Source organism: Streptomyces sp. NBC_01210, assembly GCF_036010325.1.
Classification (GTDB): Bacteria; Actinomycetota; Actinomycetes; order Streptomycetales; family Streptomycetaceae; genus Streptomyces.
In genome coordinates, this window is the sequence record NZ_CP108549.1 from 6,527,780 (window position 1) to 6,551,509 (window position 23,730).

The 23,730-nt window shown below is 70.3% G+C and carries 21 protein-coding genes; 16 read left to right on the forward strand and 5 right to left on the reverse strand.

What is annotated here, in order from left to right:
• Positions 1-61 precede the first annotated feature (61 nt).
• On the forward strand, positions 62-1,114 hold the full coding sequence (locus OG735_RS29815) for a helix-turn-helix transcriptional regulator (protein ID WP_327326227.1): 1,053 nt from the start codon (positions 62-64) through the stop codon (positions 1,112-1,114).
• On the opposite strand, the gene OG735_RS29820 is transcribed toward OG735_RS29815, so the two are convergent.
• Positions 1,050-1,664, reverse strand: a complete 615-nt coding sequence (locus tag OG735_RS29820) for a TetR family transcriptional regulator (protein ID WP_327326228.1) — start codon at positions 1,662-1,664, stop codon at positions 1,050-1,052. The genes OG735_RS29815 and OG735_RS29820 overlap by 65 nt on opposite strands.
• 103 nt (positions 1,665-1,767) lie before the next feature.
• Between OG735_RS29820 and OG735_RS29825 the strand changes: the two genes are divergently transcribed.
• The 3 genes from OG735_RS29825 (at position 1,768) to OG735_RS29835 (ending at position 3,598) form a co-directional block, all read left to right on the forward strand.
• The gene (locus OG735_RS29825; protein ID WP_327326229.1) at positions 1,768-1,920 is read left to right on the forward strand and encodes a hypothetical protein; all 153 of its coding nucleotides are present in this window, start codon (positions 1,768-1,770) and stop codon (positions 1,918-1,920) included.
• A gap of 21 nt (positions 1,921-1,941) precedes the next feature.
• A complete protein-coding gene (locus tag OG735_RS29830; RefSeq protein ID WP_327326230.1) occupies positions 1,942-2,334 on the forward strand; it encodes a hypothetical protein in 393 nt (130 codons plus the stop codon).
• A 100-nt stretch (positions 2,335-2,434) separates the two neighbouring features.
• Positions 2,435-3,598 carry a cysteine desulfurase family protein gene (locus OG735_RS29835; protein WP_327326231.1) on the forward strand — a complete coding sequence of 388 codons (1,164 nt, stop codon included), beginning with the start codon at positions 2,435-2,437 and terminating at the stop codon, positions 3,596-3,598.
• A gap of 30 nt (positions 3,599-3,628) precedes the next feature.
• Here the strand turns inward: OG735_RS29835 and OG735_RS29840 are convergent, their stop codons facing one another.
• Complete coding sequence (locus tag OG735_RS29840) at positions 3,629-4,300, reverse strand: N-acetylmuramoyl-L-alanine amidase (protein ID WP_327326232.1); 672 nt, start codon at positions 4,298-4,300, stop codon at positions 3,629-3,631.
• A 61-nt stretch (positions 4,301-4,361) separates the two neighbouring features.
• Here OG735_RS29840 and mnmA point away from each other — a divergent pair, with 61 nt between their 5' ends.
• Complete coding sequence (mnmA, locus tag OG735_RS29845; RefSeq protein ID WP_327326233.1) at positions 4,362-5,489, forward strand: tRNA 2-thiouridine(34) synthase MnmA; 1,128 nt, start codon at positions 4,362-4,364, stop codon at positions 5,487-5,489.
• A 95-nt stretch (positions 5,490-5,584) separates the two neighbouring features.
• On the opposite strand, the gene OG735_RS29850 is transcribed toward mnmA, so the two are convergent.
• Together OG735_RS29850 and OG735_RS29855 are read right to left on the reverse strand one after the other, a co-directional pair.
• The gene (locus OG735_RS29850) at positions 5,585-6,400 is read right to left on the reverse strand and encodes an alpha/beta fold hydrolase (protein ID WP_327326234.1); all 816 of its coding nucleotides are present in this window, start codon (positions 6,398-6,400) and stop codon (positions 5,585-5,587) included.
• Between the two features lie 57 nt (positions 6,401-6,457).
• Positions 6,458-6,784 carry a DUF427 domain-containing protein gene (locus OG735_RS29855; protein ID WP_327326235.1) on the reverse strand — a complete coding sequence of 109 codons (327 nt, stop codon included), beginning with the start codon at positions 6,782-6,784 and terminating at the stop codon, positions 6,458-6,460.
• 50 nt (positions 6,785-6,834) lie between these two features.
• Between OG735_RS29855 and OG735_RS29860 the strand changes: the two genes are divergently transcribed.
• The 9 genes from OG735_RS29860 (at position 6,835) to gatB (ending at position 17,521) form a co-directional block, all read left to right on the forward strand.
• The gene (locus OG735_RS29860; protein ID WP_327326236.1) at positions 6,835-7,374 is read left to right on the forward strand and encodes a TIGR00730 family Rossman fold protein; all 540 of its coding nucleotides are present in this window, start codon (positions 6,835-6,837) and stop codon (positions 7,372-7,374) included.
• Positions 7,375-7,390: 16 nt separating this feature from the next.
• Positions 7,391-8,080 (forward strand): SDR family oxidoreductase, encoded by a 690-nt coding sequence (locus OG735_RS29865; RefSeq protein ID WP_327326237.1) that lies wholly within the window; start codon positions 7,391-7,393, stop codon positions 8,078-8,080.
• Between the two features lie 48 nt (positions 8,081-8,128).
• Complete coding sequence (locus OG735_RS29870; protein WP_327326238.1) at positions 8,129-9,133, forward strand: methionine synthase; 1,005 nt, start codon at positions 8,129-8,131, stop codon at positions 9,131-9,133.
• Between the two features lie 15 nt (positions 9,134-9,148).
• On the forward strand, positions 9,149-11,332 hold the full coding sequence (gene ligA, locus OG735_RS29875; RefSeq protein ID WP_327326239.1) for an NAD-dependent DNA ligase LigA: 2,184 nt from the start codon (positions 9,149-9,151) through the stop codon (positions 11,330-11,332).
• A gap of 316 nt (positions 11,333-11,648) precedes the next feature.
• Positions 11,649-13,763, forward strand: coding sequence for a putative bifunctional diguanylate cyclase/phosphodiesterase (locus OG735_RS29880; protein ID WP_327326240.1), 2,115 nt, complete (start codon positions 11,649-11,651; stop codon positions 13,761-13,763).
• 183 nt (positions 13,764-13,946) lie between these two features.
• Positions 13,947-14,243, forward strand: a complete 297-nt coding sequence (gene gatC / locus OG735_RS29885; RefSeq protein ID WP_327326241.1) for an Asp-tRNA(Asn)/Glu-tRNA(Gln) amidotransferase subunit GatC — start codon at positions 13,947-13,949, stop codon at positions 14,241-14,243.
• A gap of 5 nt (positions 14,244-14,248) precedes the next feature.
• A complete protein-coding gene (gatA, locus tag OG735_RS29890; protein WP_327326242.1) occupies positions 14,249-15,760 on the forward strand; it encodes an Asp-tRNA(Asn)/Glu-tRNA(Gln) amidotransferase subunit GatA in 1,512 nt (503 codons plus the stop codon).
• Positions 15,761-15,765: 5 nt separating this feature from the next.
• Positions 15,766-15,996, forward strand: coding sequence for a hypothetical protein (locus OG735_RS29895; protein ID WP_327328505.1), 231 nt, complete (start codon positions 15,766-15,768; stop codon positions 15,994-15,996).
• Positions 15,997-16,012: 16 nt separating this feature from the next.
• Complete coding sequence (gene gatB / locus OG735_RS29900; protein WP_327326243.1) at positions 16,013-17,521, forward strand: Asp-tRNA(Asn)/Glu-tRNA(Gln) amidotransferase subunit GatB; 1,509 nt, start codon at positions 16,013-16,015, stop codon at positions 17,519-17,521.
• Positions 17,522-17,909: 388 nt separating this feature from the next.
• Here the strand turns inward: gatB and OG735_RS29905 are convergent, their stop codons facing one another.
• The gene (locus tag OG735_RS29905) at positions 17,910-18,809 is read right to left on the reverse strand and encodes a hypothetical protein (RefSeq protein ID WP_327326244.1); all 900 of its coding nucleotides are present in this window, start codon (positions 18,807-18,809) and stop codon (positions 17,910-17,912) included.
• A gap of 392 nt (positions 18,810-19,201) precedes the next feature.
• Here OG735_RS29905 and OG735_RS29910 point away from each other — a divergent pair, with 392 nt between their 5' ends.
• Both OG735_RS29910 and OG735_RS29915 read left to right on the forward strand, forming a co-directional pair.
• A complete protein-coding gene (locus OG735_RS29910; RefSeq protein WP_327326245.1) occupies positions 19,202-21,319 on the forward strand; it encodes a phosphocholine-specific phospholipase C in 2,118 nt (705 codons plus the stop codon).
• Between the two features lie 193 nt (positions 21,320-21,512).
• Positions 21,513-23,717: an MMPL family transporter gene (locus OG735_RS29915; protein ID WP_327326246.1), complete on the forward strand. Its 2,205-nt coding sequence runs from the start codon at positions 21,513-21,515 to the stop codon at positions 23,715-23,717.
• Positions 23,718-23,730: the final 13 nt, after the last annotated feature.

The following is a 23,730-nucleotide window of genomic DNA, read 5'->3' on the forward strand; positions in this document are numbered from 1 at the left end:
GGCACACCCTGCCCGGATAACCTGACATCCACCGTCAAGTTTTCCGGAGACCCTCAGACCCGTGAAATCAGACCGGCTGCTCTCGATCCTGCTGCTCCTCCAGACCCGCGGCCTCGTCCCGGCCGCCGAACTCGCCGAGCGGCTCGAAGTCTCCGTGCGCACCATCTACCGCGATATCGAGGCGCTCTCGACCTCCGGCGTCCCCGTCTACGCCGAGCGCGGGCGGCACGGCGGCATCGCGCTGCTGCCCGGCTTCCGTACCGACGTCACCGGGCTGACCGCCGACGAGTCCCGTGCCCTCTTCGTCCTCGCCGCCCAGGGCGCCCACTCCGCACTCGGCCTCGACGAGGCGCTCGGCTCCGCGCTGCGCAAGGTCATGGCCGCACTGCCCGAACCACACCGGCCAGCCGCCGAGTTGACGAGCCGGCGGATCCTGGTCGACCCGGCCAGCTGGATGCGCGTACCGCAGCCGGCCGTCGATCTGGACGTGCTGAACTCCGCCGTCTTCACCGACCGTCGGCTGCGGCTGCGCTACCGGCACAGCGGGACGACCGAACCGCGGACGTACACGCTCGATCCGTACGGACTCGTCGTCAAGGCGGGCGTCTGGTACCTGGTCGCCGACCACCGGGCAGCCCCCCGGCTCTTCCGCGCGGACCGGGTGCTCGCCGCCACCCTCACCGACGCTCCGGTCCGGCGGCGCCCCGGCCAGGAACTGGCCGACGTCTGGCAGGTGTTGCGCCGTCAGGTCGAGGACCGCCCGGCGGACGTACGGGTGACGGCGCTGGTGAGGACCGACCGGCTGGACATGTTCCTGCGCATACAGGCCAGTCAGCTCACCGCGGAGCCCCAGGTCGCCGGTGAGTGGGCGCGCGTCGAGCTCGCGCTGCCGACCGCGATGGCGGCCCGTGCGCTGCTGGCCTTCGGTGAGAGCGTGGAGGTGCTGTCTCCGCCGGAGGCGCGGGAAGAGCTGGCCCGCGCGGCGGCGGCCGTGGTCGAGTTGTACGGAAGCGATTCCGGCAGGCCCGTCACGCTGCCCGTCGGGCCCGTCAGTCCAGCCAGTGGCGCCGGCCGAGACTCACCAGACGCAGCTGACGGCGGGCCACCGAGCTGACCTGCTCCTCGCCCTCGGGACCGGCCTCCAGGAACGTGTACGCCGTCATCACCATGTGGTCGACATAGACACCCGCGAGCATGCGCAGATCGGCCTCGCTCCATCCGGCCGACTCCGTCTCGCGGGCGAAGGCCGCCGCCACTTCGTCGGCGAACCGGCGCAGTTGCGCGCCAATGGCCTCGCGTACGGGCTGTACACCGCCGTGCCGCTCGCGGGCGATGAAGCGGACATGGGCTGGTGATCTGCGGACGAGATCGGCGATCAGCGCGACGGTCCGGTCGATACGTACATCGTCACCGGTCTCGGCGAGCGCCTCGCCGATCATGGCGTGCAGGCTGCCGAGCGCCTCCTCGACGAGCGCGACGCCGAGGTCGGCCGTGTCCCTGAAGTGCCGGTAGAACGCCGTCGGCGCCACACCCACGGCCCGCGTCACCTCACGCAGTCCGAGGCTGCTCAGACTCTGCTCCTCCAGGAGCTGCAGTGCGGCGTCCAGGAGGGCCTGACGGGTCTTCTGTTTCTGGGCCTGACGGATCCCGACGGTGTGACTCATACCATTCAGTAAACAACCGTTCTCTCGATAAGGGAAGTGTAGACTCTCGAGTCAGTGAACAGTCGTACTCACAAGTGTTCACCCAAAATTGGGAAGGAAGACAATGATCGCCATCGTCGCAGCGCTTCTCCTCCTGGGAATCATGCTGGGCGCCGTGGCCCAACTCCCGCTCTCCGTCACCTTCGTGGCCTGCTCCGTCATCGGCGCATGGCTGCTCGTCTTCGCCGTGCGCGAGCGTCGCGCCCGGAACCACTGACCCGGAAGGAGCCGAACCACCATGCAACTCACCGCCAGCGCACGCACCGCACGCACCGCACGCACCGCACGCGGCACCCGCACCGAGAGCACCGCCGGGGATGTCACCGTCCGGAACGCCACTCGGCCCGAGACCCGGCCGGAGTCCGAAACCCGGCCGGAGGCGCAGCCCGGGACCCGGCGCGACGCCGACGGCATGGCCGTCGCCGCCTTCGTCCTCGGTCTCGTCGGCCTGCTCGTGATGAACATCGTCCTCGGCCCGATCGCCGTCGTACTGGCCGCAATCGCCCTCTGGCGAGGCACCACCCGCCGCTTCCGCGCCCTGCTCGGACTCGCACTCGGACTGGCCGACCTGGCTGTTCTCGCCGTACTCGTCACCGTGAACGGAACCGTCGTCTGGGGCTTCGGAGGCTGACGCCGGCAGCCGCGGACAGCCGGGAAAGCGGAGCCCGCACGCCCGTGCACCCCTGCGCCGCGTCCGCGCCCCCGCCGGGCCTCGTAGAATCGTGGCCACCATGGCTTACCTCGACCACGCTGCGACCACTCCGATGCTGCCGGAAGCCGTCGAGGCGATGACCGCGCAGCTCACCGCCACCGGCAACGCCTCCGCGCTGCACGCCGCCGGGCGCCGGGCCCGCCGCGTCGTCGAGGAGGCCCGCGAGACCCTCGCCGAGGCGCTCGGCGCACGGCCCAGCGAGGTGGTCTTCACCTCCGGCGGCACCGAGGCCGACAACCTCGCCGTGAAGGGCCTGTACTGGTCGAGACGCGACGCCGACCCGGCCAGGACTCGCGTACTGGCCAGCCCCGTCGAGCACCACGCCGTCCTCGACGCCGTCGACTGGCTGGGCGAGCACGAGGGCGCGACGGTCGAGTTCCTGCCGGTCGACGCGTACGGGCGGGTGCACCCCGAGGCGCTGCGCCAGGCCATCGCGCGCAATCCCGACGATGTCGCGCTCGCCACCGTGATGTGGGCCAACAACGAGATCGGCACTGTCCTGCCGGTGACCGAACTCTCCGCCGTGGCAAAGGAGTTCGGTGTCCCGCTGCACGCCGACGCGGTGCAGGCCTTCGGCCAGCTCGAAGTGGACTTCGCCGCGTCGGGCCTGGCCGCCATGACCGTCTCCGGACACAAGATCGGCGGCCCGTACGGCATCGGCGCGCTGCTGCTCGGCCGCGAGTACAGCCCAGTCCCCGTACTGCACGGCGGCGGCCAGGAGCGCCATGTACGCTCCGGCACCCTCGACGCCCCCGCCATCGCCTCCTTCGCCGTGGCCGGCCGCCTCGCCGCCGAGCGGCGTGAGGACTTCGCCCACAAGATCGGCTCGCTGCGCGACGAGCTGGTCCGGGCCGTCCGTACGGCAGTCCCGGACGCGATCCTCGGCGGCGACCCGGACGACCGCCTCCCCGCCAACGCCCACTTCACCTTCCCCGGCTGCGAGGGCGACTCCCTGCTGCTGCTTCTGGATGCCCAGGGCATCCAGTGCTCCACGGGATCCGCGTGCACGGCCGGCGTCGCCCAGCCCAGCCATGTCCTCCTCGCCATCGGCACCGACCCGGACCTGGCCCGCGGCACGCTGCGCTTCAGCCTCGGCCACACCTCCACCAAGGCGGATGTGGACGCGGTCGCGGAAGCAATCGGCCCGGCGGTGGAACGGGCCCGTACGGCCGGCCTGGTCTGATCCCGGACGCGCACAGCCCGCCCGCAGGAGCTACCGGGCCGCCGCCCGCGCGTCCCCCACCAGCCTTATGTACCGGTCCCAGTCCCAGTGCGGCCCAGGATCCGTGTGGTCCGTTCCCGGCACCTCCACATGCCCGATGATGTGCTCGCGGTCCACCGGGATCCCGTACCGCCCGCAGATCCCCGCCGTCAGCTTTGCCGACGACCGGTACATCGCGTCCGTGAAATCGGCCGGCCGGTCCACGAAGCCCTCGTGCTCTATGCCGACACTGCGTTCGTTGTACGAGCGGTTCCCGGAGTGGAAGGCAACATCCAGCTCCCGGATCATCTGCGCCACATGCCCGTCCTTGCGTACGACATAGTGCGTCGCGGCTTTGTGCCCAGGATCCTTGAAGGCCCTGAGTGCCGACGGATAGCTGCCCTGGACGACATGGATGACCACGCGGTCGATGGAGTAGTCGTCGGGCCGGTCCGCGAGCCGCCAGTTCGCCCGGGACGCGGCCGTCCACTCCGCGCCCGCATAGTCGATCGCACCCTCCTTGCGCGCCCTCGTGATCCCCGGCACCCGCCACCAGATGCGCTTCAGCTCGTCCTTGGCCAGCAGGCCCGTCCCCAGCACCACCACCCCGCCGCCGATCAGCACGGCCCGCCTGCTCACGGGCCGCTTACCGCCGTCGTCGCCGCGCTTCGATTCACTCCCCATGCGATCACCAACGCATACTCGCGAGCTTTCGGTTCCCCGGGCCCCTTACCCTGGTAGGGCTATGACTCCTCAGACTTCCCAGCGCCCCCTCCGAGTGCTCGCCGCCATGTCGGGCGGCGTGGACTCCGCCGTCGCCGCCGCCCGTGCCGCCGAGGCCGGACACGATGTCACCGGTGTGCACCTCGCGCTCTCCGCGAACCCGCAGTCCTTCCGCACGGGTGCGCGCGGCTGCTGCACCATCGAGGACTCGCGCGACGCCCGCCGTGCCGCGGACGTCATCGGCATCCCCTTCTACGTGTGGGATCTCGCCGAGCGCTTCCGCGAGGACGTGGTGGAGGACTTCATCGCGGAGTACGAGGCCGGCCGCACCCCCAACCCCTGTCTGCGCTGCAACGAGAAGATCAAGTTCGCGGCACTGCTGGACAAGGCGCTCGCGCTCGGCTTCGACGCCGTGTGCACCGGCCACTACGCCACGGTCGTGACGGGCGAGGACGGCAGCCGCGAGCTGCACCGCGCCAGCGACATGGCCAAGGACCAGTCGTACGTCCTCGGCGTCCTCGACGAGCGGCAGCTGGCGCACGCCATGTTCCCGCTCGGCGACACCCTCACCACCAAGGGCGAGATCCGCGCGGAGGCCGAGCGCAGGGGACTCGCGGTCGCCAAGAAGCCCGACAGCCACGACATCTGCTTCATCGCGGACGGCGACACCCAGGGCTTCCTCGCCTCGCGCCTCGGTAAGGCGGAGGGCGACATCGTCGATGAGTCGGGCAAGAAGCTGGGCAGCCACGACGGAGCCTTCGGCTTCACGATCGGCCAGCGCAAGGGCCTGCGCATCGGCCACCCGGCCCCCGACGGCAAGCCGCGCTACGTCCTGGACATCTCTCCGGTGAACAACACGGTGACGGTCGGCCCGGTCGAGGGACTGGACGTCGACGCCCTGACCGCCATCAAGCCCCGCTGGTGCGGCACGGCTCCGGAGGGCCCGGGCACGTACACCGCTCAGCTGCGCGCGCACGGCGGCGAGACATCAGTGACCGCGGAGCTCGTCGACGGCACGCTGAATGTGAGCTTCGCCGAGCCGGTACGTGGTGTGGCGCCCGGCCAGGCGATCGTGCTGTACGACGGCACGCGGGTGGTCGGCTCCGCGACCATCGCGACGACCGGGCGGGCGGCCGCGCAGGTCGCCTGATCCTGCGCCGACTGGTCAGTCCCGGCTCCAGGCTGTCGGTCCCGGCTCGAGGCTGTAGGTCCCGGCTCGAGGCTGTAGGTCCCGGCGCCGGCCGGTCATTCCTGGCTCCGGCCCTCACCGGCGAAGAAGTCCGCCAGTAGCGGGGCCAGCACCTGCGGCGCCACCTCATGCGTCTGCCCGGTCAGCGTGCGGTGCCGGCCCCGCGGCAGGCACTCGGACACCGCGCGTGCCGCGTCCCGCAGCCAGCCGGGGCTCGCGCCGCCGTCGACGACCACCACGCGCTGGGCGATCGTACGCAGCTGCTCGACCGGTACCTGACCGTTGCCCATGATCTCGTGGTCGTAGGGGAGGGTGTGCGCCAACGCTTCCCTCTCGGCCCACATCGGCGTCTGCCGCATCCCTGCGACCGCCGCCGGCGGCATCCCGGTTTCCGTCAGGAAGAGCGCGAGCGCATCGCCGGGCCGCCCCCGCTCCACCAGCTCACGCAGCCTGGCGACGTAGGCGGCGGGCTCCTCGCGGCTCGCCGGATCCGCCGTGAACGGCGGTTCGTACACCGAGAGCTGAGTGATCGGCAGTCCGGCGGCAGCCGCCTTCAGAGCAAGCGCGGCGCCCGAGGAGATGGCGTGCACACAGGCGCTGCCACCCGCCGCGGCGAGCACCGCAGCGAGATCCTCGATCTCGCGCTCCACCGCGTACGGAGCGGTGTCACCGCTCGCGCCCCGGCCGCGCCGGTCATAGGTGAACACACTGAACTGCGAGGCGAGCAGCGCGGCCAGCGGCGCGTCCGTCGCCGCCGTGCACAGCGCACCGCCCATCAGAACCACCGGCGGCCCGGCGCCCCACTGCTCGTAGGCGATGAGCGTGCCGTCACCCGACGTGGCCTTGCGCAGCGTTCTGCTCGAATTTTCCATAAGAGTGCTGACCGCCCCGCTGGGCGGGACTCATCGCTCGCCCACAAGATTCTTCTGTCAGGCCTCGACGACCTCCGTGTCGTAGAAGCAGAAATGCCCCTTGATCTGCGTCACTTCGTCCTTGGGCTCGGGATACGCCCACACCAGGTCCTGCGCGTCCGGCAGCGACCAGTAGGAGGCCGTTCCCTTGAACGGGCAGTAGGTGTGGGTCTCCGAGGGCTTCAGCAGGTCGGTGCGTACGTCCTCCGGGGGGAGGTAGTAGCGGACGGGGGAGCCCGTCTCGCGCAGGACGAGCGGGCGACGGCTCTCCCCGAGAACTTCGTCGCCGCGCGCTACGCGTACGTGAACCGTGCCCTGCTCGATGGTGATCGTGTGTCCAGCCATACCTGGCACAGCGTCGCCAGGGCCCGAGTTCTTCCCCGTACCGTGATCCCATGAATATCTGTGTCTTCCTTTCCGCCGCCGACCTCGACGACCGCTACACCCGGCCCGCCCGCGAATTCGCCGAGCTGGTCGGCAAGGGAGGCCACACCCTGGTGTGGGGCGGGTCCGAGTGCGGACTGATGAAGGTCGTCGCGGACGGCGTCCAGCAGGCGGGCGGGCGGCTGGTCGGCGTCTCGGTCGACTTCCTCGGGGTGAAGGCCCGTACGAACGCCGACGAGATGGTGATCGCCAAGGACCTCGCCGAGCGCAAGGCGCTGATGCTCGCCAAGGCCGACGCAATCGTGATCATGGTCGGCGGTACGGGGACGCTGGACGAGGCCACCGAGATCCTGGAGCTGAAGAAGCACGGCAAGCACTCCAAGCCGGTGGTGCTGCTGAACACCGCGGGCTTCTACGACGGGCTGAAGCAGCAGTTCCGGCGGATGGAGGACGAAGGCTTCCTGCCGCTTCCGCTGACCGACCTGGTGTTCTTCGCGGAGGACGGGGTCTCGGCGCTCGCCTACCTGGAGGAGTCGGTGGGCGTGCAGTAGTGCGAGCATGTCCCGTATGGGCACACATCTGATCACCGGGGCAGGCTCGGGCATCGGCGCGGCGGTCGCGCGCCGACTGCACGGACGCGGCGACGAACTCATCATCCTGGCGCGCGACGCCGGCCGCGCCAAGGAGCTCGCGGGCCGCTATCCCGGGTCCCGTACGCTCGTCGCCGATCTCGCGGACCCGGACCGCATCTCCAGGTCGCTCGGCATGCAGCCGATGCCGGACCGCCTGGACTCCCTGCTGCACATCGCGGGCGTCGTCGACCTCGGCCCGATCGCGGAACTCCGCCCCACAACCTGGCACCAGCAGCTCAACGCCAATCTGATCTCCCCGGCCGAGCTGACCCGGCTGTTCCTGCCCCAACTCAGGGCAGCCAAGGGCCATGTTCTCTTCGTCAACTCGGGAGCGGGCCTCAACGCCCATGCGGAATGGGGCGCCTACGCCGCGTCCAAGCACGGTCTGAAGGCGCTCGCCGACTCGCTGCGCCACGAGGAGCACAGCAATGGCGTACGCGTGACCTCCGTCTATCCGGGGCGTACCGCCGGCCCCATGCAGGCCAAGGTGCACTCGCAGGAGGGCAAGGAGTACGACGAGTCCCGCTGGATCAGCCCGGAGTCGGTCGCGACGACGATCCTCGCCGCGATCGATCTGCCGCGCGACGCGGAGATCAACGACGTGACGGTGCGGCCCGGGCGCTGAGGACGCTCGCGCCGGGCCTCCGGCGGGAGCGGCGCGTACCCTTCCCGAGTGAGCGACAAGAACAACTTCCCCTGGGGCCCCGCCACCGGCATCGGATCCATGCCCGGCGGCGACGCACGCGAGGCCGCGAAGACCGTCGCCGGTTCCTTCGAGGACTTTCCCTATCTGGCCGAGCTGCCCGCCCGCGGGCCCGGCGCCGACATGATCGGGCGGACCATCGGGCTGCTCGTCGAGATGTACGCGCATGTCGAGCCCAGCGGCTGGCGGATCAGCGACCGGCCGGGGCGCGACACCCGCCGGGCCCGCTCCTGGCTCGGCGAGGACCTCGACGCGCTGGAGGAGTACACCCAGGGCTACGAGGGCCCGCTGAAGGTGCAGGCGGTGGGGCCGTGGACGCTCGCCGCCGCGCTGGAGCTGCGGGGCGGCGAGGCCGCGCTCGGCGACCCCGGCGCCGTACGCGATCTGACGGCCTCGCTCGCGGAGGGGCTGCGCGGCCATCTCGCCGAAGTACGCCGCCGGGTGCCGGGCGCGCGCGTGGTGCTGCAGCTCGACGAGCCGTCGCTCACCGCCGTGCTGCGCGGACAGATCAGGACCGCCAGCGGGTATCGCACACACCGGGCGGTCGACCGCCAGATCGTCGAGAGCGCGCTGCGGGACGTGATCGGGGTGAGCGAGGATCCCGTCACCGTCCATTCCTGCGCTCCGGACGTGCCGTTCGCGCTGCTGCGCCGGGCCGGGTTCGCGGGCGTCTCGTTCGATTTCGGGCTGCTCACCGAGCGTGACGAGGAAGAGATCGGTGAGGCGGTGGAAGGCGGTACGAAGCTCTTCGCGGGCGTCGTACCGTCCACCGACGCCGCATTGTCGGACCCTGCCGGTAGCGTCATGGGTGTCAGGACGTTGTGGCGCAGGCTGGGGCTGAATCCGGGGACTCTCAGCGAGTCCGTGGTGATCACCCCGTCGTGCGGTCTCGCGGGTGCCTCACCGGCGTACGCGCGCGCGGCGCTCGCCCACTGCGTCCGGGCCGCGAGATCGCTCGCAGACAACCCTGAGTAACGGGAGGACGAGACGGTGGCTGTCGAACAGCAAGGGTCTGTGCCCGCCGAGGCACGGGAGAAGCATGCCCAGCTGGCCGAGCAGGTCGAAGAGCACCGCTTCCGGTACTACGTGAACGACCAACCGGTCATCAGCGACGCCGACTTCGACAAGCTGCTGCGCGGGCTGGAGGCGCTGGAGGACAAGTATCCGGAGCTGCGTACGCCCGACTCGCCGACCCAGAAGGTCGCCGGGCAGTACGAGACGGAGTTCAGCGCGGTCGCACACCGCGAGCGGATGCTCTCCCTCGACAACGCCTTCGACGAGGAGGAGCTCACCGCCTGGGCAGAGCGCATCGCGCGCGACCTCGGCTCGCAGGAGTACCACTTCCTGTGCGAGCTCAAGGTGGACGGCCTCGCCGTGAACCTGACGTACGAGAAGGGCCGGCTGACCCGGGCGGCGACCCGGGGCGACGGCCGCGTCGGCGAGGACATCACCCCCAATGTCCGTACGATCGCGGACATCCCGGACCGGTTGCAGGGCGACCGCATCCCGGATCTTGTGGAGATCCGTGGCGAGGTCTACTTCCCGATGGAGAAGTTCGAGGAGCTCAACGCCCGCCTGGTCGAAGCCGGTGACAAGCCCTTCGCCAACCCGCGCAATGCCGCGGCGGGTTCGCTGCGCCAGAAGGACCCGAGGGTCACGGCGACCCGTCCGCTGCGCATGGTCGTGCACGGCATCGGCGCGCGCGAGGGCTTTGACATCGACCGCCTGTCGCAGGCCTACGACCTGCTGAGCGAGTGGGGCCTGCCCACCGCCCGGCACAACAAGGTCGTGGACTCGCTGGAGGATGTACGGGAGTTCATCGCCTACTTCGGCGAACACCGCCACTCGGTGGAGCACGAGATCGACGGTGTGGTCGTCAAGCTCGACGAGATCCCGCTCCAGGGGCGGCTCGGCTCCACCTCGCGCGCGCCGCGCTGGGCAATCGCGTGGAAGTACGCCCCGGAGGAGGTCAACACCAAGCTGATCAACATCCGCGTGGGCGTCGGTCGCACCGGGCGCGTCACGCCGTACGCGCAGGTGGAGCCGGTCACGGTCGCGGGCTCCGAGGTCGAGTTCGCCACCCTGCACAACCAGGACGTGGTCAAGGCCAAGGGCGTGCTGATCGGCGACACAGTGGTGCTGCGCAAGGCCGGCGACGTCATTCCGGAAATCCTCGGTCCGGTCGTGGATCTGCGGGACGGCAGCGAGCGTGAGTTCGTGATGCCGTCCGAGTGCCCCGAGTGCGGGACGGCGCTGCGGCCGATGAAGGAGGGCGACGTCGATCTGCGCTGCCCCAACGCCCGCTCCTGCCCGGCCCAGTTGCGTGAACGTCTCTTCTATCTGGCCGGCCGCAAGTCGCTGGACATCGAGAACTTCGGCTATGTGGCGGCGGCCGCGCTCACCAAGCCGCTGGAGCCGCCCACACCGCCGCTGACCGACGAGGGCGATCTGTTCGACCTCACCATCGAGCAGCTGCTGCCCATCAAGGCGTATGTCCTGGACCAGGACAGCGGACTGCCCAAGCGCGACCCGAAGACCGGCGAGGAGAAGCTCGCCATGATCTTCGCCAACAAGGAGGGCGAGCCGAAGAAGAACGCCCTGGCGATGCTGGAGAACATCGCCGCGGCCAAGGAGCGACCGCTGGCCCGGATCATCACGGGCCTGTCCATCCGTCATGTCGGCCCGGTCGCGGCCGAGGCGCTGGCCCGGGAGTTCCGGTCGATCGAGCGGATCGAGCAGGCCACCGAGGAGGAGCTGGCGGCGGTCGACGGGGTGGGCGACATCATCGCGGCCTCGGTCAAGCAGTGGTTCGCGGAGGACTGGCACCGCGAGATCCTGCGCAAGTGGCGCGCTGCGGGCGTTCGTATGGAGGAAGAGGGCGCGGGGGAGGGCGAAGGGCCGCGTCCGCTCGAGGGACTCACCGTTGTCGTCACCGGCACGCTGCAGAACTACACGAGGGATGGCGCAAAAGAGGCCCTCCAGAGACTCGGAGCGAAAGTGGCCGGTTCCGTTTCCAAGAAAACGGCGTTCGTGGTGGTCGGTGACAACCCGGGTTCGAAGTACGACAAGGCGATGCAGTTGAAGGTGCCGGTGCTGGACGAGGAAGGCTTCGCCGTTCTGCTCGAACAGGGGCCCGATGCAGCTCGTGAGGCCGCTGTGCCTGCAGAGGCGTAACGGAGGGGGCGTGCGCGGGGCTTGGGAGGGGCTTGCGCCGAGGTCCTTTGGGGGCGCGCGGGGCTGGATTCGGACGCGAAAACGGGACCCGGAACACCAGGTACAGGTCACCCGTTCAGCGCATACCAGATGGTTAAGGGTGGCCGGGTCGCATTCGGGCAAGAGCTGTAGAGCGCTGCCCGTCCGAGCCTCCTGCGGCCTACTGTTGAGATGTGCGCCTGTCGTGCACGGCTGCGTGGTGGGATTTCAGTCGTGGTGGCATGACTACGGGAGCCATCGCGAGGCATCGGCACCGCCGGCTGTGAGAGGGACGGGAATGAAACCGACCGAGAGCGCCGCCCCGGTCTCACGGCCGCGTGGATTCGCGGCCCTTGCAGGAATGACATCCGGGCTGCCCGTCATCGTCATGGTGATCGCCGCCGCCGTGCTCGTCACCGGGATCGTACGGACCGTGCAGGAGGGCCATGCGCTCTTCCCCTCGTCCACAGTGGGCTGGTCGCTCGCCCTCCTCACCGGGATCATCGTCGGCCATCTGGTCGCGCTCGGCCGCGACCGCTGGTGGGGCGGCACCGGCTCTGGCGCCGCCCTCACTCTCGCCGTCCTCCTGCTCTTCGGCTGGGTGCCCGCCGGTCTGGTCAGCCTCGCCGTCGTCGCACTGGTCGGCGCCGCCCGCAGGCACCGCTGGCGACAGGGCGTACTGCACGGCTCCGTGGACCTGTTGGGGATCGGCGCGGCCGCGCTCGTCCTCGCCGCCTTCGGCGTTGCGCCCAGCGTGGAGCGGCCCTGGTTGCCCCTGGACTGGGGCGTCGAGGCCGCGCCCGAAGTGATCCTGGCGGCCACCGCCTATCTCGCTGTCACCCGACTGCTCCTGTGGTATGTGCTGGCCCCGCAGGGCGGCGGGCTGCCCACCGTCGCCCGTACGGCCCTGCTCAGGCAGGGTCTTGTCGCAGTCGCTCTCCTCGGCATCGCGCCGCTGATCTGCGTGGTCGCCACCGCCCTGCCGCTCCTGCTGCCCCTGTTCGCCGTACCGCTGATCGCTCTGGACTCCACGCTCTGGATCGCGCGGGCCAGAGCCGAGGAACAGCTGCGCGACCCGCTGACCGGGCTGCCCAACCGTCAGTGGCTGCTGGAGCGGACCTGGGCCGCCCTGGAGGACGCCGAGGGCAGCGGCGCACGATCCGCTCTCGTACTGATCGACCTCGACCGTTTCCGGTCGGTCAATGACACACTCGGCCATCTCGCGGGCGACCGGCTGCTCCTCCAGATAGCTGATCGGCTGCGACTGGCTCTGCCGCGAGGGGCCGAGGCGGCCCGGCTCGGCGGCGACGAGTTCGCCGTACTGCTCCCGACGGCCGACTCCACCACCAGCGCCACCCGCATCGCCCGCCATCTGGTGGCCGAGCTCTCGTCGCCGCTGGACCTGGACGGACTCACGCTCGTCCTGGAGGCTAGCGCCGGCGTCGCCGTCTTCCCCGACCACGCGCTGGACGCGGAGGGCCTGCTGCGGCGCGCGGACGTGGCGATGTACCAGGCGAAGCGGGACCGTACGGGCGTCGAGGTGTACGAGTCCAAGCGCGACTCCAACACTCCCGACCGGCTCGGTCTGCTCGGCGATCTGCGCCGGGCGCTGGACGCCGGCGACGTGGAGCTCCACTACCAGCCCAAGGTCGGCTTCGACGGCCATGTCGCGGGCCTTGAGGCGCTGGTCCGTTGGGTCCACCCGGAGCGCGGCCGAGTACCTCCGGACGAGTTCATCGCCATCGCCGAGTCGTCGGGCCTGATGCCGTATCTGACGGAGTACGTCCTCGACACGGCCCTCGCCCAGGTCGCCAGATGGCGCGCGCAGGGTCTGGACGTCCCGGTGGCGGTCAATGTCTCGCCGCGAGACGTCCACACCCCCGGGTTCGCCGGGCTGGTCGCTGCCCGCCTCGCCCGCCACGGCGTCCCGCCGGGCTCGCTCCAGTTGGAGATCACGGAGCACGTACTCCTCGAGGACCCGCAGCGCGCCGCCGACACCCTCGCCGGGCTGACCGACCACGGGGTGAAGATGTCCCTGGACGACTTCGGCACCGGCTACTCCTCGCTCGTCCACCTGCGTCGCCTGCCGGTGAGCGAGCTCAAGATCGACCGGTCCTTCGTCGCCCGGCTCGCCGTCGACAACGAGGACGCGGCGATCGTCCGCTGCACCGTCGACCTCGCCCACTCGCTGGGCCTGCTGGTGGTCGCCGAGGGCGTCGAGGACGACGAGACCTGGGAGCGGCTGCGCGATCTGGGCTGCGACGCCGTACAGGGCTGGCTGGTCGCGGCCGCGATGCCGCCGCAGGAGACCACCGCATGGCTGCGGGCCAGGGGCGAGCGCGGCTGGCACCGCCCGGCGGAGCTGCCCGCCGCATCGGATGCCGACGAGCCGTCCAGCCAGGTCGTCCCCTGACGGTGCCGGCGGCCGGGGCGGTCGGGGCGCGCATCGCTGCCCGTCCGGGGCCGGTGCGCGGCGGCCCGAGGCGGCCCGGGGGTGGCCGGGGCGGAGTCCAAGGGCAAACCGTTTAGTGGGGAGCGGCCCGCGCCCCATAGGATTGGGCTCAAAGCACACACTCTCACCCCTGAGGATCGCTGCATGCCTGGCATTACGCGCGAGGAGGTCGCCCACCTCGCCCGGCTGGCGCGTCTGGAGCTGAAGGCCGAAGAGCTTGACCACTTCGCCGGACAGCTCGACGACATCATCGGCGCGGTCGCCCGCGTCTCCGAGGTCGCCGACCAAGACGTACCCCCGACCTCCCACCCGCTGCCGCTGACCAACGTCATGCGCGCGGACCAGGTCCGTCCGTCGCTCACCCCCGAGCAGGCGCTCTCCTGCGCCCCGGCCCAGGAGCAGCAGCGTTTCAAGGTGCCGCAGATTCTGGGGGAGGACTAATCACCATGACGGCCATCAACAAAATCGAGAGCTGTATCAAGCTCACCGCCGCCGACATCGCCGCGAAGATCGCCGCAGGCGAGCTCACGGCCGTCGAGGTCACCGAGGCCCACCTGGCCCGGATCGAGGCCGTCGACGAGAAGGTGCACGCCTTCCTGCACATCGACCGCGAGGGTGCGCTCGCGCAGGCCCGCGCCGTCGACGCCAAGCGTGAGGCCGGCGAGAAGCTCGGCCCGCTGGCCGGTGTGCCGCTGGCGCTGAAGGACATCTTCACCACCGAGGGCATCCCGACCACGGTCGGCTCCAAGATCCTCGAGGGCTGGATCCCGCCGTACGACGCGACGCTGACCAAGAGGCTCAAGGCAGCCGACGTCGTCATCCTCGGCAAGACCAACATGGACGAGTTCGCCATGGGGTCCTCGACCGAGAACAGCGCCTACGGCCCGACGGGCAACCCCTGGGACCTGACCCGTATCCCCGGCGGTTCCGGTGGCGGCTCCAGCGCCGCCCTCGCCTCCTACCAGGCCCCGCTCGCCATCGGCACGGACACCGGCGGCTCGATCCGCCAGCCCGCCGCCGTCACCGGCACGGTCGGCGTCAAGCCCACCTACGGCGCGGTCTCCCGCTATGGCATGGTCGCCTTCTCGTCCTCCCTCGACCAGGGCGGCCCCTGTGCCCGTACGGTCCTGGACGCGGCGCTCCTGCACGAGGTCATCGCCGGTCACGACGAGCTCGACTCGACGTCCATCGACGCCCCGGTCCCGCCGGTCGTCGAGGCCGCGCGCAACGGCTCCGTGGCCGGGATGCGCGTCGGCGTGGTCAAGCAGTTCTCCGGCGAGGGCTATCAGGCCGGCGTCGTCCAGCGCTTCAACGAGTCGGTCGAGCTGCTGAAGTCGCTCGGGGCCGAGATCGTCGAGCTGGACTGCCCGTCCTTCGACCTGGCCCTGTCGGCGTACTACCTGATCGCGCCGTCCGAGTGCTCGTCCAACCTCGCCCGCTTCGACGCCATGCGTTACGGCCTGCGGGTCGGCGACGACGGCACGAAGTCCGCCGAGGAGGTCACCGCGCTGACCCGTGAGGCCGGCTTCGGCGACGAGGTCAAGCGCCGGATCATGCTGGGCACGTACGCGCTCAGTTCCGGCTACTACGACGCGTACTACGGCTCGGCCCAGAAGGTGCGGACGCTGATCACCCGGGACTTCGAGAAGGCCTTCGAGCAGGTCGACGTGATCGTTTCGCCGACCACGCCCACCACCGCCTTCCCGATCGGTGAGCGCGCCGACGACCCGATGGCCATGTACCTCGCCGACCTGTGCACCATCCCGACCAACCTGGCCGGAAACGCGGCGATGTCGCTGCCCTGTGGTCTCGCGCCGGAGGACGGCCTGCCGGTTGGTCTGCAGATCATCGCCCCCGCCATGAAGGACGACCGTCTTTACAAGGTCGGCGCCGCGGTCGAGGCCGCCTTCGTGGAAAAGTGGGGCCACCCGCTGCTCGAGGAGGCACCGTCGCTGTGAGCGCAATGACCAAGGCCAAGGGCTTCAAGAAGTCCAAGACCGGTACGTATCTGTCGATCGGCACCACCGCCTTCGGCGCGATCAGCGTCATCAAGCAGGCCAAGAAGGCCCGCTTCGAGGGCGATACGCTCCGGCTGATCGACGCCGTCGTCTCCGCTGCCGCCATCGCCACCGGCGTCGCCCTGCTCGTGCGCGAGCTGAAGCGCCTGGGCGACGACGACGTCCTGCTGGGCTGAGAGGGAAAGTTTCACCGTGACCGTCACTGAACTGGTGTCGTACGAGGACGCCCTCGCTGCCTACGACCCCGTCATGGGCCTCGAGGTCCATGTCGAACTCGGCACCAAGACCAAGATGTTCTGCGGCTGCTCGACCGAGCTGGGCGCCGAGCCCAACTCGCAGACCTGCCCGACCTGTCTGGGTATGCCCGGCTCGCTCCCGGTCGTCAACGCGATCGGCGTCGAGTCGGCCATCAAGATCGGCCTCGCGCTCAACTGCGAGATCGCCGAGTGGTGCCGCTTCGCCCGGAAGAACTACTTCTATCCGGACATGCCGAAGAACTTCCAGACCTCGCAGTACGACGAGCCGATCGCCTTCAACGGCTATCTGGACGTCCAGCTGGAGGACGGCGAGGTCTTCCGCGTGCAGATCGAGCGCGCCCACATGGAGGAGGACACCGGTAAGTCGACGCACGTCGGCGGCGCCACCGGCCGTATCCACGGCGCGTCCCACTCCCTGCTGGACTACAACCGCGCCGGCATCCCGTTGATCGAGATCGTCACCAAGCCGATCGAGGGCGCGAGCGAGCGTGCGCCGGAGGTCGCCAAGGCGTACGTCGCCGAGCTGCGCGAGCTCATCAAGGCGCTCGGCGTCTCCGAGGCCCGGATGGAGATGGGCCAGATGCGGTGCGACGTGAACCTGTCGCTGCGCCCGCACGGCCGGGAGAAGTTCGGCACCCGCTCCGAGACGAAGAACGTCAACTCGCTGCGCAGCGTCGAGCGTGCGGCCCGCTTCGAGATCCAGCGGCACGCCGCGGTCCTGAACAGCGGCGGCACGATCATCCAGGAGACCCGTCACTTCCACGAGGAGGACGGCTCCACGACGTCCGGCCGCGTGAAGGAAGAGGCCGAGGACTACCGGTACTTCCCGGAGCCCGACCTGGTGCCGATCGCCCCGCCCCGTGAGTGGGTCGAGGAGCTGCGGGGGACGCTGCCCGAGCTGCCGCGTGTACGCCGTAACCGGCTGCGCGAGAACTGGGGCATCTCGGAGCACGATATGCAGTCGATCCTCAACGCCGGCGCGGTCGAACTGATCGTCGCCACGATCGACGCGGGCGCGGATGCGGCTGCTGCGCGCAAATGGTGGATGGGCGAGCTGGCCCGCCGCGCCAACGAGGAAGGCGCGGACCTGGCATCGCTGGCGATCACGCCGGAGCAGGTCGCCCGGGTCGCGCAGCTCGTCGCGTCCGGTGACCTCAACGACAAGCTGGCCCGCCAGGTCATCGAGGGCGTACTCGCCGGCGAGGGCGGCCCGGACGAGGTCGTCGACAAGCGCGGCCTCAAGGTCGTCTCGGACGAGGGCGCGCTCGGCGCGGCCGTCGACGAGGCGATCGCGGGCAACGCGGCGATCGCGGACAAGATCCGCGGCGGCAAGGTCGCGGCGGTCGGCGCGCTGGTCGGCGCGGTCATGAAGACCACCCGCGGCCAGGCGGACGCGGCGCGCGTGAAGGAGCTGATCCTGCAGAAGCTCGGCGTCGAGGGCTGACGGTCGGCATCCGCAGCCGGGAGGCGCGGCTCGCACCACATGGTGCGGGCCGCGTCTTGCGTGGAGGGCGGTCCGAGTGCGGCGGGAGGCGTGCGTGTGCGCGTGCCGACTTCCGTGCCCGCGCCCGAGTCCGTGGCAGGTGTCCCGGCGCGAGGCCTGCCCGAGTCCCGGCGCACGTTCTGCCCGTGCCGCGACCTGCTCGTGTCCCGTCCGGGGGCGGCACAGGCTCGGGCGTGCACTCCTGGCCGTACGCGCGCGACGCCCATGCTCGTGTCCCGGCGCCCGTAGTTCGTGTCCCGGCGCGCGTGCCGCAGCGCCTGCCGGTGGCGCAGCGTCTGCCGGTGCCGCAGCGTCTGCCCGTGTCCCCGCCCGGGCTCCGCCCGTCCCGTCAGTGACGTATGCCCAAGCCCGGCAGCCACAGTTCGCCGCGGTCCTTGCAGCTGACATCCCGGGCCCGCAGCTCCTCCGGCTCCTTCGTGCCGCGTGCCCGCAGTTCAGTGATCGCCAGGCGAGCCACCGCGGCCACCTCTCCGCGCTCCGGTTCCGCGAAGTCCGCCTGCCACCAGCCGCGGTCGCGGGAGTGCCAGCCGCGCGAGCGCATCAGACGGTCGCGCTCCGGGCTGTCCTCGCCGTCCCGGTCGTCGACCGAGACATGCAGCCCGTCCTCCAGGGCGTACGAGATCAGCAGCTGGCGGCCGCGGTCCGCTCCACTGGTCACGCTGAAGCTCGCCCAGTCCTCGCCGACCTGTACGGCGAGCTGCTCCACCCAGGCCGCGAGCAGCAACGCCAGCGCGGTCTCGAAGTGCTCGAGGCTGGACGCCATCCGGCCGCCCGGCCGCTCGATCGGGCGCTCGCCAGGGCCGCTGCGGTCCAGCTGCCAGATGTACGGCAGGAAATCGAAGTCGTGCGGCTCGTCCGCCGACCAGGCGCCGCCCCACTCGAAGGTCCTGCGCTCCTCGTCCTCCAAGGTGTCGGTGTCGTGGACCGAAAGCTGCGCCCGCCGGCGGTCCCCGGTGAGCACCACCAGCCTTCTGCTGTCCCGCCACCGGACGTTGGGACCCTCCGCCGAACCGCCGTAGAGCGTCGGCTCCCCGATCCGGGCCACGATCGCGTCGTACACCTCCCGGAACCCCTCCCGCCGGTCCCGCAGCGACGCGCCCGGGTCGTACGCGAGCACCTGGACGGGGGGCTGGTCGAAGTGCGGATCGGGCGCGTCATGGAGCATCAGGGCGAGCTCTGCGGCACCGCCGGGTGACAGGATCGGCTGGTTGGTCCCCGTGTATTCCATGCCGCCATCGTGCCAGCCGCTACCGACAACACTCCTGTGGTCTTGGGGACATGAGGGCTCGGGAATCGAGGCCGTGGCCGAAAGTCGCCGGGTCCGGGGGTCCCGAGCCGGTCACCGAGCCGGATATCGAAGCGGTCACCGAGCCGGATATCGAACCGGTCACCGAGCCGGACATCGAACCGGTCACCGAGCCGGACATCGAACCTGGCACGGTACTGGATGACGCGGGCCGCCCGCCCAGCACGGCAGCCTCTCCCCAGCCGCTTCCGGACCCCGGCTTGGACTCTTCGCACGGGCTCTTGGACGTTCACCGACACGATGTCCCTGGGACTTCCCCAAGTCATCCGGACTCATTACGTTCCGGGCGGTAACACCGGAATCGGGAGGATCACTTGGCCACGGACATTTCACGGCGGCGCCTGTTCGCACTCGGCGGAGGCGCCATCGGCGCGGCGGCGGCCGGTTCGCTGCTGCCGCCGTCCCTGCAGGCCGCGCTGGCCGCGGAGCCCCCGTCGGGCGGTCTGCGGTCGGTCAGGCACGTGGTGATCCTCATGCAGGAGAACCGGTCGTTCGACCACTACTTCGGAACCCTGCGCGGCGTCCGCGGCTTCGGCGACCGCAACGCCATTGAGCTCCCGTCCGGAAAGCCGGTCTTCGAGCAGCCCGGCCCGCTGCGCACCGTGCTGCCCTTCCCAGTGCGCGACGCCGCCGAGGCGCAGAAGAAGGACCTCCAGTACATAGGCGCACTCGACCACTCCTGGGAGGGTGGCGCCCAGGCCTGGCACGACGGATGGATGGACGGGTGGGTCTCCGCGAAGACCGCCGCGACCATGGCGTACTACGACCGCCGTGACCTGCCCCTGCACTACGAGCTCGCGGACACCTTCACCATCTGCGACGCCTACCACTCCTCGACGCATACGTCGACGAGCCCCAACCGCAACCATCTGTGGAGCGGCTGGACCGGGAACGAGGCCGACGGCAGCCGGGCCGTGACGAACGCCGCGTACGACGAGGGCACCCACCCCGGCTACCCCTGGCCCACCTACGCGGAGCGGCTCGAGAAGGCCGGCCGGTCCTGGAAGACGTACACCGAGTGGGAGAACTTTACCGACAACAACATCGAGTTCTTCACCAGCTTCAAGAAGATCGCGCGCAAGGCGCTGGCGAAGGCCGGCGACTTCACCTACATGGAGGCCTTCTACGCGAAGGTGCGCGAGACCGAGGACGCCGCCGAGCGCGCACGGCTGCTCGCGGCGCTCGAGGAGGGCGTGGCGACGCTGAGCAGGAGCGAGCGGTCGCTCTTCGAGCGGGGGCTGCGGCGGGTGGAGACCGGTGGCCTCGCCGAGCACTTCCGGGCCGACGTGGCCGCGGGCAAGCTCCCCGAGGTGTCGTACCTGGTGCCGTCCGCGATCGACTCCGAGCACCCCGGCTCCTCCTCGCCCATCGCCTCCGCCTCGCTCGTCTACAAGGTGCTGGATGCCCTCGGCTCGCACCCCGACGTGTGGCGGCACACCGTCGTCCTCATCAACTACGACGAGAACGACGGCTTTTTCGACCATGTCCCGCCGCCCGTGCCGCCCGTCGACAACAAGGACGAGCGCTGGCAGGGGCTGCCGACCGGGCTCGGTGTCCGCGTGCCGATGCTGGTCGTCTCGCCCTGGTCGGTCGGCGGCTATGTCTGTTCCGAGGTCTTCGACCACACCTCGGTGATCCGGCTTCTCGAGAAGTGGACAGGCGTCGAGGAGCCCAACATCACCCCGTGGCGGCGCGCGGTCACCGGCGATCTGACCTCCGCCTTCGACTTCCGGCGCGGCAGGCCGCAGCCCGAGGTGGAGCGGCCGGGGGCGGTACCGCCGTTCAGCGGGCGCTGGCGGCCCGTGCCACCTCTGGTGCAGCACATGCCCGTACAGGAGGAGGGCACCCGGCCCGCGCGTCCTCTGCCGTACCAACCCGACGCGCACGGCAAGGTCTCGGGTGGCGCCTTCGCCGTGTCACTCAGCAACAGCGGGGGCGCGAGCGCGCACTTCGCGCTCTATCCGTACGCCGGTGAGTTCCCCGTCCCGCAGCACAAGGACGTAAGGGGCACGGCGCAGTGGACCGTGCCCCTTACGAAGGACGCCTACCGCTTCACGATCACCGGGCCGAACGGCTTCCGCCGTGAGTTCGCCGGCAGCGCCAGGGGCGGCGTGCAGGGCCGTTCGGAGGGTCACGCGGAGGTCTCCTCGCACATCGACCACCACGACCGCGATCTGCATCTCACCCTGCGCAACGACGGTGCCCAGCCGGTCACCTTCACCGTCCGCCCGCTCGGCTACGTCAACGAGGCCGACCTCGGCGACTGGACCCGCACGATCACGGTCAAGGCCGGCCGCAGCCGCACCGTCGTGCACTCGGCGGCCGACGCGCACGGCTGGTACGACATCGAGGTGACCACTGACCGCGACCCCGCCTTCCGCCGCCGACTGATGGGTCATATCGAGAACGGGCGCGCGAGCGTCTCGGGCTGAGAAAGCGCCTGTACGCCGGTGGTGCGCGGGAGTTCGGGACCTATGGCCCCGGGCTTCCGCGCACAACTGTGAGTAAGGACACGAAAGGGGCAAAGAATCATGATTGACTGTCAGAGTGTATCTTTGTAGATCATGAGTTCTTTGCGGGCTGTTCCCGGTCAAAGATCCACGAACCATCCAGGGAGCAACCGCGTTGGCAGCCATCGCCCGATGGTGCATCACGCACCGCCTCGTTGCCGTGCTTCTCTGGCTGCTCGCCCTCGTCGGCGTAGCGACCGCGGCGGTCTTCGCAGGAGCCGCGTACTCCAACGACTACGAAGTCCCGGGCACCGAATCCGGCCGCGCCACCGCCCTCCTCGAGGAGGGCTTTCACGGCCGGGGCGGTGACAGTGACACCATCGTCTGGCACACCGACGCCGGCAGCGTCCGCTCCGTCGGCGTCGAGCAGCGCATGTCCGAGATGCTCCACGACGTCGCCAAGCTCGACGGGATCGCCTCCGTCGCCGGCCCGTACGGAACCGAGAGCGTCCGGCGGATCAGCTCCGACGGGCACACCGCGTACGCCACCGTCACCTTCGACCAGCAGGCCGACGGCATTTCCAAGGCGCGGGCCGAAGCTGTCGTCGCGACAGCGAAGGCCGCACAGGCCGACGGGGTTCAGGTCGAGCTCGGCGGCAGCGCCATCGCGCTCACCGAAGCGCCGGGCGCGCACATGGCCGAGATCGTCGGCGTGGCCGTCGCCGCCGTCGTCCTCCTCCTCGCCTTCGGTTCACTCGCCGCCTGCCTGCTGCCCATCGCCACCGCGCTGGTGTCGGTCGGCACGGCCTACGCGGGCATCGTGCTCCTCGGCCATGTGATGACCGTCGCCGACTTCGCACCGATGCTCGGCATGCTGATCGGGCTCGGCGTCGGCATCGACTATGCGCTGTTCATCGTCACCAGACACCGCAAGGGCCTGCGGCGCGGACTGCCGGTCGCCGAAGCGGCCCGGAACGCCGTCGCCACCACCGGACGCGCCGTCGTCTTCGCCGGCGCCACCGTCTGTATCGCCCTGCTCGGCATGCTCATCCTGCGCCTCAGCTTCCTCAACGGTGTTGCGATCGCCGCCTGTCTCACCGTCGTACTCACCGTGGCCGCGTCCGTGACCCTGCTGCCCGCGCTGCTGTCCTTCATCGGGGTGCGCGCGCTGAGCCGGCGCGAACGCCGACAGCTGATCGAGCACGGTCCGCAGCCCGAGCCGCCGACCGGCTTCGCCGCGCGCTGGGCCACGTTCGTGGAGCGATATCCCAAGCTGCTGGGAACGGTCGCCGCGGTGGTCATGCTGGTGCTGGCCGTGCCGACGCTCTCGCTCCACCTCGGCACCTCGGACCAGGGCAACGGCCCGTCCTCGTCCACCACCCGCCAGGCGTACGACCTGATGCGGGACGGCTTCGGGCCCGGCGTCAACGGGCCGCTCACCCTCGTCGCCCATCTCGACGGCGCGGACGACCGGCTCGCCATGACCAAGCTGCCCAACGCCCTGCGCGGCGCCGATGGCATTGAGTCCGTCGGCCCGGTCACGTACAACGGCAGCGCCGACACCGCGGTCCTCACCGTCGTACCGGACTCCGCACCCCAGTCGCAGTCGACCAGCGAACTGGTCGACCGACTGCGCACGGACGTCCTGCCGCCCGCCACGGACGGCACCTCGCTGGCGGTCCACGTCGGCGGCGTGACGGCGAGCTACGACGACTTCGCCGGGATCATCGTCGGCAAGCTGCCGCTCTTCGTCGGCGTCGTCATCGCGCTGGGTTGTCTCCTGCTGCTGCTGGCCTTCCGCTCCATCGGCATTCCGCTGAAGGCCGCCGCGATGAATGTGGCCGCCGTCGCCTCGTCCTTCGGGATCGTCGTCGCGATCTTCCAGTGGGGCTGGGGGAGCGAGCTGCTGGGGCTGGGCAGTGCGGGCCCGATCGAGCCCTTCCTCCCGGTGATCATGGTCTCGGTGCTCTTCGGGCTCTCCATGGACTACCAGGTCTTCCTGGTCAGCCGGATGTACGAGGAGTGGCTGGAGACAGGCGACAACCGGCGGGCGGTACGGGTCGGCCTCGCCGAGACAAGCCGCGTGATCAACTCCGCGGCCGTGATCATGATTTCGGTCTTCCTCGCCTTCGTGCTCAGTGGCGACCGGGTCATCGCGATGTTCGGTATCGCCCTCGCGGCCGCGGTCGCGCTGGACGCGTTCCTCCTGCGTACGCTCCTGGTGCCCGCGCTCATGCACATGCTGGGCGGCGCGAACTGGTGGCTGCCGCGCCGACTGGACCGGTGGCTGCCGCGGATCAGCATCGAACCGCCCGAGCGCCGGGCCCATGCGAAGATCTCTGTGCATCGCGCGAGCGAAGACGCACAGCTCGTGCCCTAACCGGCCGGAGGAT